Raw genomic sequence first — 17127 nt, 5'->3', positions numbered from 1 at the left:
GCCGCCCGGTGCCTTGCAACGGAGGTGAGAAAGCAAAGTGTCACGCAAAGACAGATTTCAGGCAAAGGATAAGATTACCCACAAAATGACCCGCGACGGGCTGGTGGAGGTCAACGCCGCCACTGGCGAAAAAAACCGCATTAGCCGGCGAGGGCAGGATTTTAATTTGCAAAAGGGCAAAGCACCGCAGCAGGAAGCACTTGCCCATGAGTCCGGCAGACCGGACATTGCGCGCCTCCGTCATTCCTCACAGCACAAAAATGTAGAGCAAATCAGACGTATGGAACCGACACCCGGTGCAGAGCATCCGGCAGGTACAGTCGGTCAGTCCAACACTTCCCTATATGCAGTTCAAGGAATACCGGGTGAGCGGATGCCCGACCGGACAGGGAAAAGTGGGTTGCATCCAAAAACTCAGGCTAAAGCGAACGGGAAGCAGCAGTCGCAGAATATTTACCAGACAGATACATTTTCTGAAAATCCGGCTGATGCTTCCCTTCATGGCCGGCTGCATTTTGAAAAGGAACAGACCGCTGCGACCGATAAGCCCGCACTGCAACAAGGAACGGCATATTACCAAAGGTTTAGCCAGGATGCGGCCCGTCCACCAGACGGACAGCCTGTGTCCCAAACAGGCGGCATCGGCGTGAAGGAGACTCCGCCGCCCATGCCGTCCCCACAGGACGTTCCGACTTCGCATCAGACAACCCCATCCGCTAAATCCTCCAGTAGAGCTCCAAAACCGGGCAAGCTCCAATTTTCCCCAGAGGAACAGTCCGCTTCCGGGAAAAAGCTCGCTAAGGCACTGCGAAAAGCTGAAAAAATCGACAAAAAAATGGAACAGGCGCGGTACAGGCTCCCAGAAAGGAAAAAAATCAGGGCAGAACGTGTTTTTGATGAAAAGCAGAAGAAGCACGGTCACAAAATCCGCTTTGAAGCTGAGGTCAAAGCCCGACAGTCCAATTTCAAAGGCGTGCTTCCGCTCCGCCCTGTAAGGGCCGGCGCGAATTTATCCATGAGTTATGCCCACAGCAAGCTGTTTCAGTCCGAACAGGAAAATACGGGCACAGAGGCCGCCCACAAGGGGGAACTGCTTGCCGAAGGCGGACTGCGCACAGCCTACCGCCTGCATAAGACCGCGCCCTATCGCCGTGTGGCGAAGCTGGAGCGGCTTTCGGCAAAACACAATGCCAAACTAGCCTATCAGAAGCTGCTGCATGAAAATCCCCGGCTTAGAACCAATCTGCTGTCCCGGTTTATACAGAAACAAAAAATCAAGCGCCGGTACGCAAAAGCGGCGCGAGAATCCAAACAAGCGGCACAGTTGATGAAACAAGCCGGTGCAGCGGGCGGTAAAATTATTAAACTTGCGTCGGGCTTTGTACGCAGTCATCCGATGGTGATCGGCGGGATCGCGCTGCTGCTCCTGATGGTATTTTCTTTTTCAACGCTCCTTACCTCCTGTACCAACATGGCAATGGGAGGGTTTTCGTCCGTCCTGATGTCCAGCTACACCGCCGAGGATGAGGATATCGACGATGCGGAGCTGACTTATACGGAATGGGAAACCAACCTGCTAATGCGGATTCAGAACGCGCAGGCGGAACACCCCGGCTATGACGAGTACCGGTACAATGTAGACGATATCAGCCACAATCTATTTGAACTGATGGCCTACCTCTCCGCGAAATACCAGGACTTCACTTTTGCCACCATAAAAACTGAGCTTCAGCGGATTTTCAACGAACAGTACCGGCTTGAATTTGTGGCGCAAACAGAAATCCGCTACCGCACCGAAACCCGAACCGACCCGGAAACCGGAGAGAGCTATACAGTGGAAGTGCCCTATGAATGGCATATCCTTAATATCAACCTTACCTCCAAATCCTTCACCGATGTGCTTCAGCCGAATATGAACGCCGACGAGCGGGAAATGTACGGCCTGAATATGCAGACAAAGGGCAACCGGCAGTATATTGCAAGTCCCTTTGACTTTGACTGGATACCCCATGTTACCTGTTATTACGGCTGGCGAATCCATCCTGTCACAGGCGCAAAGGATTATCACAAGGGCATCGACATCGGCGTTCCCGTAGGCACGGACATTTTGGCAGGGCATGACGGGAAGGTAATCCAGGCGGCCTTTGACGCAGGCGGCTACGGCTACTATATCGCCATCGAAGGCAAGGACGGGCTGGTTTCAAAGTATGCCCACTGTGACCGGCTGCTTGCAAGCGTCGGACAACAGGTAAAAAAAGGCGACGTAATTGCCAAGTCCGGCAACACCGGGCGCTCCACAGGGCCGCACCTGCACCTGGAGGTACTGAAAAACGGACGGTATCTCAATCCGCTGTTCTTTGCCGAAACTCCGGACAGCGCAAATGACCGTCAATAACCGATAAAAGGAGGAATTTTAGACTATGAACCCCAGAATACAAAAAGTGATGGGAGAAATCGAGAAAACGAAAACAAAAATCGCGGAATTCCAGGCCCGTTTACGGGAACTGGAGCGGCAGAAAACCGAGTTGGAAAACGCCGAAATCGTTGCCATATTCAGAAAGGAAAAAATGACGGAGGATGAGTTCGCGCGGTTTGTCAGCGCCATGAGTGCAAAATCCGTTCCCAACAAGGAGGACAACCATGAAGAATAAAATGCTTACCGTTTTAGCGCTCATGCTTTTTATGAGCGCATTTTTACTGCACATGACAGCATATGCCTCCGGCTCTGCCGATACTAAGGCCCCGACACTCACCGCCAGACTTTCCGGTGAAACCCTCCATATCGAAGCAAAAGATGAGGATTCCGGTGTAGAGGCAGTCTACATTGACGGCCACAAGGTCAGCTACCCCGCAAAGGGAGTGCTGGATACCCCTCTTTGGACCTATTCCGGAACCGGACAGTATGTTTCGGTCTATGCGGTGGACCTTGCGGGAAACCGGTCGGGAACCGTGCAGGTAGAGAACCCGTATTACAAGGCTTCGTCAGCTGCCACGAATACATCGGCGGCATCTACCCCGAAAACCACGGAATCCGCTGTTCCGGCACAGACTCATCCCTTTACGCCGGAGGGCACCGGTACGACGGTCGATAATGCCACGGATGGCGATGGCAAGGAGTTTTTCACCATCACTACACAAGACAAGAATGTCTTTTATCTCATCATAGACCGCCAGAGGCAAAGTGAAAATGTCTACTTTTTAAATGCTGTCACAGAGGATGATTTGCGCTCCCTTGCCAAAAAAGGGAACAGCAATAGTGGTGTGAGTGCCGTGCCTACGCCTCAGACCACCCCCAAACCGGAAACAACGTCCAAAACCGAACCCAAATCTCAGCCGGAAAAGGGCGGCGACAGTACGCTGATCTTTGTACTGCTGGCAGTTATAGCCGCAGGCGGCGCAGGATATTACTTCAAAATATATAAGCCGAAACACCAGGCTGTGGATACGGACGAAGATGAACCCGAATATGAGGAGGAAGATACGCCCTTGTCCGGCGAGACAGAGCCAGGGGACGATTTTCTGCTTTCTGATGATGATTTAGGAGAATTTTCAGGGGACGATCCGACCGCACCAGAAGAAGAATAACCCTACGGCGATACGCGAAGCTGCGGGCTGGAACTATTATCCTGAGTATGCTACAATATTTTAACAAGCAGGTGATGAAAATGAACAATGGAGATATTGTCGGCAAGATACATGATTCCATGTATAGTCAGCTTCAAAAGGACGGCGTGGCTTCGCCCGTTCAGGTGCTGATGGATTTAGGCGTATTATCCGCTGGAGATTATGAAAGCTGGCGTTTCGGACGTGTGGATTATCTGGAACGGGTATGCCGCGTGAACCTTCATAAGCTGACTTTCATTATGAAGGAAATCCGCGCCTATGCCCGAAAAAACAACCTGAAAGCGTCGTGGACTTTTTACAAGCAGTGGGGACGCAAGGGGAAAAAGCTGTTGGCCAAACTGCGTTTTTCCAAATCCGGTGACGAAAACATCGAGAAAATGTACGCCACCCATTATATTTCCCCAAAACGCATATCGGAGTGTCAGAGGAATGGCGCCAACGCCTGTGACATCACAACACTCCCCGATACCCAGACCGAATAGCGTATACCATAGGCGAAAGCGCCGGTAATTTGCAAAACAGGCAGATTACCGGCGCTTTTCTCATGCACAGAAAGAAACGGAGGGATTACATTTTGAAACTGATTATCGCGGAAAAAAGCAGCGTAGGTCAGGCCATCGCTTCCGTCCTTGGCGCAACGGAGCGCGGGGACGGTTATCTGGAGGGCGGCGGCTATCTTGTGTCCTGGTGCGCGGGCCATCTAGTGGAGCTTGCACAGGCAGAGACTTACGATGAAAAGTATGGCAAATGGCGCTATGAGGACTTGCCCATCCTGCCGGAACACTGGAAATATGCCGTGTCCCGTGAAAAGGCAAAGCAACTGAAAGTCCTGCGGGAACTGATGAAGCGTCCAGATGTGGACTGCATTGTCAATGCCTGCGACGCCGGACGGGAGGGTGAACTGATCTTCCGGCTGGTATACGAATACTGCGGCTGCAAAAAGCCCATACAAAGGCTCTGGATATCCTCCATGGAGGAAAGCGCCATTACCGGGGGCTTTCGCAACCTTCGTCCCGGCACGGATTACGACCGGCTCTACCGGGCTGCCCTGTGCCGCTTACAGGCCGACTGGCTGGTGGGCATCAATGCCACAAGGCTGTTTTCGGTGCTGTACCGCCAGACACTCAATGTGGGACGCGTCATGACGCCAACCCTGGCTCTGCTCGTACAGAGGGAACAGGAAATTGCCGCCTTTGTCAGGGAGCCCTTTTATACACCGGAATTAAATTGCGGTACATTTATTGTTTTGGGCGAAAAGTACAAGGACAGGAAGGCCGCTGAAAGCATCCATAGCGCCTGCAACGTCAAAACCGCCGTTGTAAAATCCGTGGAGCGGCAGGAAAAAACCGTTGTGCCGCCCAGGCTCTACGACCTCACCACACTCCAGCGGGAGGCAAACCGCCTGTTCGGATTCACCGCCCAGCAGACGCTGGACTATATGCAATCGCTCTATGAAAAGAAGCTGGCCACCTATCCCCGTACCGACAGCAGATATCTAACCGAGGATATGGCGGCGGGACTTCCCGCCCTTGTGGAAACTGCGGCGGCTGTACTGCCTTTTATGAAGGGTATCGTTCCTAACGTTGACGCCCGGCGTGTGGTGGACAACAGCAAAGTCACCGACCATCATGCCATTCTTCCCACCGGGCAGATCAAGGACAGCGATCTTGCCGCTCTCCCTGCTGGTGAACGGAACATCCTGTTCCTTCTGGCCGTCCGGCTGGTCTGCGCCGTAGGTGAACCTCATCTCTATGCCGAAACTGTTGTAACGGTGGACTGTGAGGGCCATTCCTTTACGGCAAAGGGCAAAACCGTCCTGCAAGACGGATGGAAGGCCATTGAATCGGCTTACCGGGCTACGCTGAAAAACAAACCTGATAAGGACGGCGAGGACAAGGCGCTGCCTGAGCTTTCCAAGGGGCAGGTGTTTGAGAATGTTCGTACTGCTGTAAAAGAGGGCTTTACCTCACCGCCCAAGTCCTACTCTGAGGATACGCTGCTCAAAGCAATGGAAACAGCCGGATCAGAAGATATGCCGGAGGATGCCGAGCGCAAGGGCCTGGGCACTCCCGCCACTCGCGCCAGTATTATTGAAAAGCTGGTCAAGACCGGCCTGGCGGAACGGAAAAATAAACAACTGCTGCCCGCAAAAAAAGGCGTCAGCCTGATTGCCGTGCTGCCCGAGATCATCAAGTCCCCAGCCCTCACCGCCAAATGGGAGCACCGGCTGAAGCAGGTGGAGCGCGGAGGGCTTTCCGACGCGGAATTTATGGCAGGGATTGCAGAGCTGACGGTTAGCCTTGTGAAAAGCAACAGCGCGCTGAATCCAGACTTCATGAGATTGTTTCCTGCACCGGTGGGAAGCCGCAGTGAAGCGGTGGGCATCTGCCCACGCTGCGGCGGCAAGGTGTTGGAGGGCAAAAAAGGCTTCCTCTGCGAGAACCGGGACTGCGGCTTTGCCCTGTGGCGGGATAACCGTTTCTTTGCCTCTAAGAAAAAAGACCTCACAAGAGCTATTGCCGCCGCACTTCTTGAAAAGGGACTCGTTTCCCTGTCCGGGCTTTACAGCGAAAAGACCGGCAAAACCTATAACGCCGTGGTTATCATGGAGGACACTGGCAAATACGTCAACTTCAAACTGGAGTTTGAGAAGGGAGCTAAAAAATGAGTAAGCGTAGAAGAAATCAGGGGCGCGTATACCCTTTGCTGAAAGACAACAACCTCAAGAACGCAGAAATGAGCTTGGAGGGCAACTACAATCAAATCGACGGTATCCTGGAAAACGCCCCCTCCCGCGATGCAGATTTAACGGACGGCCAGACCTATGACGATTTGCGGGAGCTGGCCCCGGAAACCTTGCCGGAGGAAAAGCGTTCGGTGCTGGAGCGGCTGGAGCAGGCACGGGAACGTCAAAGGGCTGCCGCCGAACCGGAGGATGGTTGCCGGTCGATGGAACGATGACAGTTGCCCTGCCGGAACGTGTCGTTTATATACTCTTGGTAAACGGCATGTTCCGCGATCATTTGGAAGGAGGAAGCATACAGCTTGAAACTATTAAAAAACCGAATCTTTTTAAGCGCCCTCTGCCTTGTACTGGCGGCGGGCATTTCTTTTTTTCTCCTGCCGCGCTTATATGGGGATAAAAGCGCGACGGTAACGGTGCTGCGGGCGGCCCAGGACATTCCTGCCGGAACGGAGCTTACCAAGCAGCACCTTGTATCCGTGGAAGTGGGCAGCTTCGGCCTGCTGGAGGGCATACTGAACGACCCGGCGCAGATTGTGGGCAAGGTGGCGCAGACCGCCATTGCCAAGGGGGACTATTTCTTCCCGCAGAAGCTGGGCAGCTATCTTGCCAACGAACAGCTTGACCGCATCGCAAAAAACAACCAGCGCCTTGTTACCGTCAGTGTTTCGAGCATCGCGGCGGGGCTTTCCTCTCATCTTCGGGCCGGCGACATTGTGACGGTAGCTGTGTTTATGGAAAAAGCGTCCGATGGGAAGGCTTCCGCACCCCAGGTCATTGTTTACCCTGAGCTGAAAGGGCTGGAAACCTACAGTGTCGAGAACGCCAGGACACAGGACACCGCAAAGATGCGGGAGCAGCAAAAGGACAGCCAATCGGCAAACAGCGATCCGGTGGCCAGGGCCGTGACCCTCATTGTCACCGAAGCCCAGGCGGAAAAGCTCATTCAGGCGGAATACACCGGCAAGCTGCATTTAATCTTTGAGAAACGGGGTGTGAGCCATGGGCAGTAAAACCATTGCCGTTTGGGGAGGCAAGCACAGCGGGAAAACCACCTTTGCCGTGAACCTGGCCTGCGCCCTGTCAAAACGGGACGTGCTGGTGGGGCTCATTTCCTCCAATCTCACCTATGGAGAGCTTCAGACCTTTTTCGGTCAGACGGTTCCACCGAAGAAAGGCCTGTTTGAAGCGCTGGGCGCGGAGAATCCTAACATCGGGGAAATGTTCACCGCCTGTGGAGAAAGCAAAAATCTGTTTTTCCTGTCCGTACCCACCCGGTATTCCGGCCTGCTTTGCGACACCGTGACTCTGGAGGATGCAGAGAGAATGCTTGATGCCGCTTCCCTTGTGTTTGATGCCCTGATCGTGGACACAAGCGCGGAAGTCAACAATCCGGTTTCCGGTGTGGGCTTGTGGCTTGCCGACACCGTTTTTACCCTGCACAGGCCGTCCATTGCTGCACAGATGTGGTATATAGCCGTCTCTGATTTTATACGGGAGCTGCACCTTGGAGAAAAGCAGACCCATATCCTGCTATCCCCCAACGGTGAATTTGACGAAAAGACCTACCGCCATATGACGGGGCTGGCCTTTGCTTACGAGCTGCCCCATATCCGGCGGGCCGCGGAGCTGGAGAACGCTGGGACGCCCCTGTATTTCTTCCGTGACCGTTCCTGCAAGCGTTACGGAAAGGTGCTGGAACAAATTGCAGGCAGGATTGGAGGCGGGAAGCCATGAACGGCAGATTTTCAGTTAATGACCTGATTTACCGGGCCAACAAGCGGCGCTCCGACACAGGGGAAAGCGTCCCGGCCAGGGATTACGGCGAAATCCTCGACAGGCTCCAGCGGCTGATTGCTAAAAACCACTCTGCGGAGCTGGCGGAGGTGCTGTATTCGGAGGAGGCTGAAGGAAAGCTGAAAGACCTTATCATGCGCTATCTCAACAGCGAACAGCTGGTAGCTCGGGATGTGCGCAATATCTCCGAGTTGACAGACGCCATCTATTTTGATATGGCTGGTATGGGCCTGTTGTCCCCGTACTTGCAGGACAGCGAGACGGAGGAAATCAATGTCAACGGCTCCGGAGGCGTATGGGTGCTGTATAAGGATAGAAAGGTGCGCCTGAACGAAACCTTTGAAAACCCGGAAGCCTGCGCCAATATCGTGCGGAAAATGAGCCGGTTCGGGAATGTCATTCTGGACGGCTCCAAGCCCATCGGGGACAGCTTCATTGCCAAAGGCATCCGCATGTCCGGGGCAATCATGCCCTGCGTTGACCCCGACGCCGGGGCCATTGCCTCCGTCCGAAAGCAAAAGCCATCCTATATTACGCGGGAAAACCTTATCGGCTGGGATACGGCCACCGCCGAGGAACTGGACTTTCTGACCCTGTGCGTCAACAACGGCGTTTCCGTTGCCATTGCCGGAGCCACCGGCAGCGGCAAGACTGCGGACATGGGCTATATTCTGAGCTGTGTACCCTATGAAAGGCGCATTGTCACCATTGAGGATACCCGTGAGCTGTCTTTAGCCCAATATGATGAAAACGGCGTGATGCTAAACGATGTGATTCACCTGCTCACCAAGGAGGAACCCAATCCCGTCACCATGCTGGACTTGTTAAAGCTGTCCCTGCGGCTGCATCCCCAAGTCCTCGTCCCTGCCGAAATGCGCGGCAAGGAAGCCCTCACGGTACAGGAGGCCGGACGTACCGGACATATCATTGTCAGCACCCTCCACGCCAACGGTGCACGGGCGGCATATGACCGTATCCTGACCATGTGCTTGGAGGCCGGGACTTCACTTTCCGAAGAACGTCTCCTGAAAAACATTGTGGAAGCCTTTCCGATCATGCTGTTTAAGATGCAGCTTCCCGACAAGTCCAGAAAATACATGGAGATATTTGAAGCCACCGGCGTCAAAAACGGCGAAGTCACAGGCAACACCCTATACAAATATGTAGTTGACCACTACGAGAGAGACAAGGAAGGCAGGATTACAAAGGTTATCGGCAGCCACCGGCGCGTGGGCAATCTCTCCCCGGCCCTTGCCGAACGTCTTTTGGTGGGCGGCGTACCGCAAAGTGAAATCCGCCGTTTTTCAGAAGGAGGCGTAGCATGAACCCGATTCCTATCACCCTTATGGCTGTGTTTGCCCTCATCAGCCTTGCCTTGTTTCTCCTGCTGAAGCTGAATCCCTTTATCATGGAGCAGAACCCTTTGAAAAAGCGCCGCATGGTTTTGACAGGGACAAAACTGAAATTCACCGAACGGATAGGCCTTCACTTTTCGACGCTGTTCCGGCAGACCCGTTGTACGGCAAAGAAATTCCTTGCCATGGTGTTTGCCTCCATGGCTGGGGGCTTCCTGACAGGAGTGCTGCTGTTTGGCAGCGCGGGGCTTGCGGGGGTGATGGCTGTCTGTGTGCTGCCGGCCCCGTACTTTTACCTGACGGTGAAAAGCTCGGCGGCGGCCAGGGAGGAAATCGAAGGGTTAGAGAACACCATGAGCATCATTACCAACGCCTACGCAGGCTGTGACGACATCATCAAGGCGGTGGAAGCCTATGTGGAGGAAAAGAACCGGTATGTGCCGGTGCATTTGAGGGTTCCCACACCCTTTGATGAATTCATTACGGAGATCAGGCTGGTCAATCCCAACGTGGAGCATGGCCTGTACCGGCTGGCGGCAAAAATCAAGAACCGCTACTTTAGCGAATGGGTAAAGACCCTGATTCTCTGCTATCATGACCGCCGCTTGAAATTCGCCCTGTTTCCTATCATCCGGGCCATGAATGATGCAAAATCCATGCAGGTCGAGAGCGACGGCATGATGGTTCGAGTATGGCGGGACTACCTGATGACGGTGGGCCTGATGATCTCTATTATCCCTATGATGAAATTCGCCAACGCCGAGTGGTTTTACCTGCTGACCCAAACCATGGTGGGCCGGCTGCTGATTGTCCTCATGCTGCTGACCGCCCTCGCCACCGCCTTCTATGTCATGAAGGCCACATTACCGAACAACCGATAAGGAGGGATGCCGTTGTTTTACCAAATCATTGTATTTATTCTACTGACTGCGGCAGGAATTCTGATTTGCAGGCAGCTTTTAAAAATCCCGAAACTGAGCATGAAAAAGAACATCAAAAATGTACAGGCCGAAAAGGAAGCGATGGGCAATCGGCTGTTAAACCGCTTCATCATGCCCCTTGCAAGACCGGTTTCCCGGTTTGTTCCTCTCAATCCCGTCAAAGAAGCGAGGATGGCCTCCATACTGCGGCGGGGCGGTCTGGAGCTGACTCCGAAAGAATATTATGCCAGAGCCATTGTATGCGCGTCTTTCACCCTGCCCCTTGCGCTGCTGTTTATATTCCTCAGAGCGGTTAAGCTGGCACCCCTCATCCTGCTCCTTGCGCTGCTTGTCTACCGCCATTTTATGACCGACCTCAAAGACCGGATGAAAGAGAAAAAGAAGCGCATTGAAATGGAACTGCCGGGCTTTGTGCGCTCCATCCTGTACCGGCTGGAGGACAACCGGCACGACGGCAGCCGCCTGGTGGTGCAGGTGGATTTAATCCAGATTTTCGAGGATTATCTCAAGGTGGCAAGCGACGCTTTCCAGGAGGACGTGGCGATCCTTGTCATGGAAATGAAGGCAAAGGACATTGAAACCGCCCTGCGCAGCTTCAACGAACGCCTTGGCATCACCGACGTTTCTTTTCTGGTCAACGCCCTGATCGGCCTGTACCGGGGGGAACATCAGGGGGAGGCGCTTTCCTACCTGGCACGGGATATGGACATCAAGGCCAAAGAAGCAATGAAAAAGAAACTGGATACCCTGCCCCGCAGAGTGAAAATTGCCAGTATCCCCCTTGTAGCTATCACCATTGTAAGCCTGCTTTATGTCATTGGCTCCCACCTGATCCGTTCCATGGGGGGCCTTTTCTAATCCGTGAAAACGGGGCAATGCCCCTTTTCAAATACAATCTTAGGAGGTATGACCCATGCAAAGCATCAAAACTGTAATGAAAAATCCAGCAGAAAGGAGGACGATTTCCATGAGAAAATACATGTCAAACGCTCTTTGGAGAGCGAAAACCGCACTGATGAATCCCAGCGGCGATCAGATGACCGGCTGGCTCATCGTGGTACTGGTTGTCGTGGTAGTAGGTGCGGTGTTCATGACCCTGTACCAGGGTTCAATCACCACAATCTGGAACAGCATTGTTTCCAAAATCACCGGCTTGTTAGGCTAAGCCTGGCTTAACGGCACAATGTCATGGGAAGCAGCAGCTTCCCTTTTTCTTTTATTCAAAATCAAATTTACGGAGGTATGTACTATGTTTAAGACAATGAAAAACAAAATCCAGATGGCGGCCATGAAGGCCCAGAATGCATTGATGAACCAGAACGGCGATCAGATGACCGGCTGGCTCATCGTTGTACTGATTGTTGTAGTTGTGGGTGCGGTGTTTATGACGCTCTACCAAAGCTCCATCACACAGATTTGGAACAGTATTGTTTCCAAAATCACCGGCTTGCTGAACTAGCAGACGGCTTAATCCTTGTTCGGGAGGGAGCACACAGTTCCCTCCTTTTCCTTACTCAAAATCAAAAAACAAATTAAATGGAGGTATGTACTATGTTCAAGACTATGAAAAACAAAATCCAGACGGTGGCTGTGAAGGCCAGGAACACACTGATGAATCCGAGCGGTGACCAGATGACCGGTTGGCTCATTGTAGTGCCGTTGTAGTGGTGGGTGCGGTGTTCATGACGCTTTATCAGAGCTCTATCACCACAATCTGGAATAATATCGTTGCCAAGATCACCAATCTGCTGAAATAGCGGACGGCTTAATACTTGCCGGTTCGGGAGGGGGCACACAGTTCTCTCCACTTCTTTAATCAAAAATATATATTTACGGAGGTATGTACTATGTTTAAGACAATGAAAAACAAAATCCAGATGATGGCTGTGAAGGCTGGGAACACACTAATGAACCCCAGCGGCGACCAGATGACCGGCTGGCTCATTGTGGTGCTGGTTGTTGTAGTGGTAGGCGCTGTATTCATGACCCTGTATCAAAGCTCTATCACCACAATCTGGAACAATATCGTAACCAAAATCACCGGTCTGCTCAGCTGATGAGCGTTTCAAAGGCAAATTTACAGAAACAGGAGGTGCAAGGCCAATGAACAGCAGGCACCGGGGCATACGGGGGAGATTTTCTCCCCCGTTGTCCTTTCAAAAGCTGCTTTCCGATAAGAAAGGCAGCAGCTACTTCGATTTAATCATAAAAACTCTTGTAGTGCTATCGCTCATGGTTACGGTCATGAGCTTTTTAAGCGTTTTTACCACATATCTAAACCTGAACCATGTCTGCCGCCGCGTTGTCCGTGTGGTAGAACTGGAGGGGCAGGTTTCCGACCGGGCCTATGACGTGTTTTACAGGCTCAAGCAGCAGACCGACCTATCGCCGGAAATGACCGTTGAAAATGTATCATATTGTGAGGATCAGAAAATCCAGCTGCGGGATACCTTTACCGTCACCATGACCTACAGCTATCCCTTTACCATTTTCACGCCAAGCTTTGCACCACCCGTAGAAATACGGATTCCCATGAAAGTCAGTATTACCGGAATGTCGGAAAAATATTGGAAGCTCGCAGAGTGAGCACACCGGAAAGGAGGTTAATGCCATGGGAAAAATCAAAGGGATACTGAAAAACTGCAGGGGTGACGCCTTTGTGTTCATTCTTATTCTCGTCTTTTTTATTCTTACGTTATCGGCCATTTTAATCGAATATTTCCGCATGGAAAGCCTGTACCAGCAGGTGGAATATGTGCTCCAGCGGGGTGTAAACAGCTCCGTGGAGTACGCCATGCGCGACGAATACCGCAGGGACGGCTATGCCCTGCTGGATACGGAGGCCGCAGAAGAAAAGCTGTATGAGTACCTGCATGAAAGCATGGGGCTGGATTCGGAGATGAACAAATATGCCGGTGAGGAATGGAACTACCGGCTTGAAATTCAAAGCATCCATGCGACGGAAAGCCCGCCCCGGCTGACGCTGGACGGGGAGCTTAGAACCCGCAGCATTTTCAGCTTCCTGACCGGAGAAGTGCGGTTTCCCTTTAGCATATCCAGCGTCAACACGCGAATTACGGAAGGAGGTTCCGAATGAAACGAAAATATTTGTTAGTCCTGCCGCTGATGTTTGTCTGCTGCCTGCTCTTTTCCACCAAGGCGTTTGCCGCGTCAGACAGCGATATACAAATCCATGTGGCTTCCCCCATAGACAGCCTGACCAATGAAAGCGGTGTGGTGGCCGTGGAGCAGTTCCCGGCTGAAATCCCCATCAGCGTCACGGCGTCCACCGGAGCGCTGACGGAAATAAAACTGGAATACGGCGGCGGGGGCCGGATGATACCGCCCGATTATACCCTGGCGGTGGAAAGCAAGGAAAAATGCGGCCCCTATACCATTACGGCAAAAACCGACCAGGGGGCTATCATGACGGTTACGGTCAACGTGGTGTTTCAGGTTCGGGCAACCTACGACACCCGATACCGCACCATCGGCATGAACGTGACCAGGATTTATGAAGGCGATACGCTTTTAAAGTCCTTCCCGGAGCCCCAGCGCATCGACCTTGTAAACGCCAATACCGTAGCCGATTATGAGCAGGAACGCATTGCCGCCTGGATCGGCAGACAGGACGGCGGCACCTATACCTTAAAAGGAAGCCTCGTGGTGAAAATTCACAATATCTCAACAGGCGAAGTTTACGGTATCTATGATACAAACACGGATTTTGAAGCACTGACCACCCATTACGGATGGACGAAAAAAGCACTGGTTGCCTTTGAAACCATGCGGAATACAGCGCTGTCCTATCAAGCCCCGGTAAAAATAGATATAGACGCGACCTGGTGCGACGAGAGCAAGAAAGAGGTTTACGGTACGCTCACCGCTCAGGACAAAGGAGTACCGATACTGCTCTATCCCTATCAAACCACATCCGTTACTTTTGCGAAAGATGATATTCCCTTGTCCCGAAACTTCATCTATTGCGGCCTTGAATGGAATTACACGCCGGAAAGCACCGAATATACCGATGGAGAAAGCAAAACCCAGACCAGTATTATACAAAAAATCAATTACAAAATTCCGATGACAAACTTCTATTTCAAGTTCAAGGCCTGTGACGGAAACGACCTGTCGGTTGCCATCCGCGCCCCTGCTACGGTATACCGGGGGGATAGCTATTCCTTTACCGTGATTTACATGAACAGCGGGAAAAGTCCGGCCTATGACGTATCCCTCAAAGGCACGGTAGACAGCGTTTTGATCAAGGAAATCCCTGCTATACAGGATTTTTCACCCAATGAGAGCAAGACCTACACCATAAAGCGCACAGCCGACACTAAAGCCGATGTGATACACTTGTGGGCAAATATCGGCGTACCGGATGGTTTTATCGACGCCAACCTTTCCAACAATACAGCCATGGCAGACATCAGAGTGATTGACAAGCCTGCTCCGAAGCCGACGAATCCACCGGGACCGAAGGACAATCCGGATAATCCTGTCCCTCCTGATGACAAACCTGAGCCGAAAAAGATGTGTAACCTGTCTGCAAGCATTCTTGCACCACCGACTGTATATGAGCATGAGACTTACAGCTTTACAGTCAGCTTCACGAACAGTTCCGATAAGGAGCTTACAAACGTGATGTTACAGGGGACGAATAACGATTCTGCTTTGGAACAAATTCCGAAGACCTGCAGCTTCAAACCCCAGGAAACAAAATCATTTACAATCACAGACAAGGCAGGGAACAAGGGCGAAGTGTACAGGCTTTGGGCAAATATCGGTGTCCCGGAGGGCTTTATAGATGAGAATCCAAGCAATAACACCGCAACTTCAAAGATCACCGTTATTGAGAGAACACCTAACAAGCCGACAAATCCTGATAATCCACCGGATAAACCGGATAAACCGCCCAAAGAGCCTGATAAGCCCCCGGTGAACCCCGACAAACCGCCGGTAAATCCGGACAAACCTCCTGTAAACCCGGATAAGCCACCGGTTAATCCTGATGTACCAAAAGGAAAGCTGTGCGATTTATGGGTTAACATATCTTCTCCACCAACGATCTACGAACAGGAGGAATACAGCTTTACAGTTTACTTTACCAATGATACCGACAAAGCGGTGACAGGAGCAAACCTAAGTACTACGGTTGATAATACGGCAGTTAAGGAAGTAACCTCAACAGCAAGCTTTGAAGCACATGAAACAAAGACTTTTGTTGTCAAAGGAAAAGCCGGAGAGAAGGGAACAACCATCAAACTCAGGTCAGCTATTTCACCACCGCAGGAATATACGGATACAACCTTAAGCAACAACACGTCCGATGCTGAAATTCCGGTGATGGAACGTCCCTATGACCTGGATGTGCAACGGATAACACCCGACCAATACAAGAAAAACCAGACAGTCATCAGCACCATCAAGGTGTCCAACAAAGGAAGCAAGGACTTTACGCCCGGACAAAAGGTTTCCGTCCTGTTTGAAATCCCGGAGCTTTCACTTAAAAAGCGTGTCGATGCCATGGTTATGGAGCAAAACACCTGGAACGTCGTCTCGGTCAGATGGGATACGCCCAATGTCCAGGCCGATAAGTACATCACCCTGATTGCCACCATCAATCCTGACCGGAATTTAAATAATGAAACATCTTTTGCCAATAATACCTACACCCAAAAGGCCGTCATCAAAAATGTCACCTATGACGAGCCGGAGGAAAGCCGGACGCTGCCCGACCCGCCGCAGAGGAAGGAACAGCCCAGGGTGACATGGTGGGAACAGCGGTATGAAAACGGCAAATTTGTATGGCATGAGTATTATGCCGAGCTAAAGGTAAGCGCAGAACTGGATTATGCCACAAAAGGCAAAGGATATCTCAAGTCCGGCTATGGCTATTCCATCAAGGTCATCGCCTCCGTCAGCACCAACTACGACAGGCCGGAGCTGATTACTGCCCCGCAGACGGCAGAGGTATATCTGCCGGAATACCGCTATAATACCGCCATTCCTTTAGTAAAAGAAGACGGCCTGTTTGTTTTCAAGGAGAATCCCGCATCTCCCTTTAAGTACCGGAAGCAGTATGTCCCCATCTGGTTCCCCGACGACAAGGACTACACCGTACAACTTCTTGTCACCGATGTACATACGCCGGGCGGCACCCTGTCCCGGTGGATTACGGGCGGACAGCTTGCCATTCCTGTAATGGACAGCATGTATTCCGACGACGTGACGGGAGGTGACTGGTAATGGTGCTGCTGTTTTGCGCCATCCCCCTCCTGTGGGCGGCGGTTACGGACTTGAAAAAGCGGATCATTCCCGACTGGACATGGATTGCCATTCTCCTGACCGGGCTTGCATCCGATTTTTTGCTGCCTGCCCCGGTCCTGTATGAACGAATCGCGGGATGCCTTCTGCCAGGGCTCTGCCTTTTATTCCTTGCCATGAAATACAGCGGCGTGGGCGGCGGCGACATCAAGCTGACGGCAGCCATGGGTTTTGCTTTCGGGCTGAATACCCTTGCGGCCATCCTCCTGCTTGCCTTGCTTCCTGCCTGCATTTACGCAAAAGCGACAAAGCAACGGAGTGTGCCCCTGGCCGTCTTTTTATGTGTCGGCGCTTTCAGCTTTGCCGTTGTCGTATTTGTTTTCAGCCGGATTTGAGG

18 protein-coding genes are annotated in these 17127 nt (G+C 52.2%); all 18 read left to right on the top strand.

All coding sequences use genetic code 11. From position 1 onward, the window contains the following. The first annotated feature begins 37 nt into the window (after positions 1-37). The 18 genes from BUB56_RS07500 to BUB56_RS07410 all read left to right on the top strand — a co-directional run bounded on the left by BUB56_RS07500 (position 38) and on the right by BUB56_RS07410 (position 17125). The gene (locus tag BUB56_RS07500) at positions 38-2395 is read left to right on the top strand and encodes a M23 family metallopeptidase (RefSeq protein WP_051534242.1); all 2358 of its coding nucleotides are present in this window, start codon (positions 38-40) and stop codon (positions 2393-2395) included. Positions 2396-2420: 25 nt separating this feature from the next. Then, positions 2421-2651 carry a DUF4315 family protein gene (locus tag BUB56_RS07495; protein ID WP_028309381.1) on the top strand — a complete coding sequence of 77 codons (231 nt, stop codon included), beginning with the start codon at positions 2421-2423 and terminating at the stop codon, positions 2649-2651. Continuing rightward, on the top strand, positions 2641-3585 hold the full coding sequence (locus BUB56_RS07490; RefSeq protein ID WP_110940720.1) for a DUF4366 domain-containing protein: 945 nt from the start codon (positions 2641-2643) through the stop codon (positions 3583-3585). The genes BUB56_RS07495 and BUB56_RS07490 overlap by 11 nt, the downstream gene beginning before the upstream one ends. Positions 3586-3665: 80 nt before the next feature. Then, the gene (locus tag BUB56_RS07485; RefSeq protein WP_051534240.1) at positions 3666-4106 is read left to right on the top strand and encodes a hypothetical protein; all 441 of its coding nucleotides are present in this window, start codon (positions 3666-3668) and stop codon (positions 4104-4106) included. A gap of 92 nt (positions 4107-4198) precedes the next feature. Further along, on the top strand, positions 4199-6292 hold the full coding sequence (locus BUB56_RS07480; protein WP_028309380.1) for a DNA topoisomerase 3: 2094 nt from the start codon (positions 4199-4201) through the stop codon (positions 6290-6292). Beyond that, the gene (locus BUB56_RS07475) at positions 6289-6585 is read left to right on the top strand and encodes a DUF4316 domain-containing protein (protein WP_028309379.1); all 297 of its coding nucleotides are present in this window, start codon (positions 6289-6291) and stop codon (positions 6583-6585) included. Before BUB56_RS07480 ends, BUB56_RS07475 begins: the two co-directional genes overlap by 4 nt. Before the next feature lie 84 nt (positions 6586-6669). Continuing rightward, positions 6670-7380 carry a Flp pilus assembly protein CpaB gene (gene cpaB, locus BUB56_RS07470; protein WP_028309378.1) on the top strand — a complete coding sequence of 237 codons (711 nt, stop codon included), beginning with the start codon at positions 6670-6672 and terminating at the stop codon, positions 7378-7380. After that, positions 7370-8104 (top strand): AAA family ATPase, encoded by a 735-nt coding sequence (locus BUB56_RS07465; RefSeq protein WP_028309377.1) that lies wholly within the window; start codon positions 7370-7372, stop codon positions 8102-8104. Before cpaB ends, BUB56_RS07465 begins: the two co-directional genes overlap by 11 nt. Next, positions 8101-9489, top strand: a complete 1389-nt coding sequence (locus BUB56_RS07460; RefSeq protein ID WP_028309376.1) for an ATPase, T2SS/T4P/T4SS family — start codon at positions 8101-8103, stop codon at positions 9487-9489. The genes BUB56_RS07465 and BUB56_RS07460 overlap by 4 nt, the downstream gene beginning before the upstream one ends. Then, entirely contained in the window at positions 9486-10400 is a 915-nt protein-coding gene (locus tag BUB56_RS07455; protein WP_028309375.1) for a type II secretion system F family protein, read from the top strand. The genes BUB56_RS07460 and BUB56_RS07455 overlap by 4 nt, the downstream gene beginning before the upstream one ends. A 12-nt stretch (positions 10401-10412) precedes the next feature. Beyond that, the gene (locus BUB56_RS19835) at positions 10413-11318 is read left to right on the top strand and encodes a hypothetical protein (protein WP_242841751.1); all 906 of its coding nucleotides are present in this window, start codon (positions 10413-10415) and stop codon (positions 11316-11318) included. 55 nt (positions 11319-11373) lie between these two features. Further along, entirely contained in the window at positions 11374-11625 is a 252-nt protein-coding gene (locus BUB56_RS07445) for a hypothetical protein (protein WP_242841750.1), read from the top strand. Positions 11626-11709: 84 nt separating this feature from the next. Next, a complete protein-coding gene (locus tag BUB56_RS07440) occupies positions 11710-11919 on the top strand; it encodes a hypothetical protein (protein ID WP_028309372.1) in 210 nt (69 codons plus the stop codon). Positions 11920-12307: 388 nt separating this feature from the next. Continuing rightward, positions 12308-12517 (top strand): hypothetical protein, encoded by a 210-nt coding sequence (locus tag BUB56_RS07430; protein WP_028309371.1) that lies wholly within the window; start codon positions 12308-12310, stop codon positions 12515-12517. 46 nt (positions 12518-12563) lie between these two features. Further along, positions 12564-13046 carry a DUF4320 family protein gene (locus BUB56_RS07425; protein WP_028309370.1) on the top strand — a complete coding sequence of 161 codons (483 nt, stop codon included), beginning with the start codon at positions 12564-12566 and terminating at the stop codon, positions 13044-13046. A gap of 25 nt (positions 13047-13071) precedes the next feature. After that, positions 13072-13557, top strand: coding sequence for a hypothetical protein (locus tag BUB56_RS07420; protein ID WP_028309369.1), 486 nt, complete (start codon positions 13072-13074; stop codon positions 13555-13557). Continuing rightward, positions 13554-16712 carry a hypothetical protein gene (locus BUB56_RS07415; RefSeq protein WP_028309368.1) on the top strand — a complete coding sequence of 1053 codons (3159 nt, stop codon included), beginning with the start codon at positions 13554-13556 and terminating at the stop codon, positions 16710-16712. The genes BUB56_RS07420 and BUB56_RS07415 overlap by 4 nt, the downstream gene beginning before the upstream one ends. Continuing rightward, a complete protein-coding gene (locus tag BUB56_RS07410) occupies positions 16712-17125 on the top strand; it encodes a prepilin peptidase (protein ID WP_242841749.1) in 414 nt (137 codons plus the stop codon). The genes BUB56_RS07415 and BUB56_RS07410 overlap by 1 nt, the downstream gene beginning before the upstream one ends. Positions 17126-17127: the final 2 nt, after the last annotated feature.

It is taken from the genome of Geosporobacter subterraneus DSM 17957 (assembly GCF_900142145.1).
GTDB classification, from domain to species: domain Bacteria; phylum Bacillota; class Clostridia; order Peptostreptococcales; family Thermotaleaceae; genus Geosporobacter; species Geosporobacter subterraneus.
The sequence above is the reverse complement of the archived record's forward strand: the minus strand, read 5'-3'. Positions and strand labels throughout refer to the sequence as shown.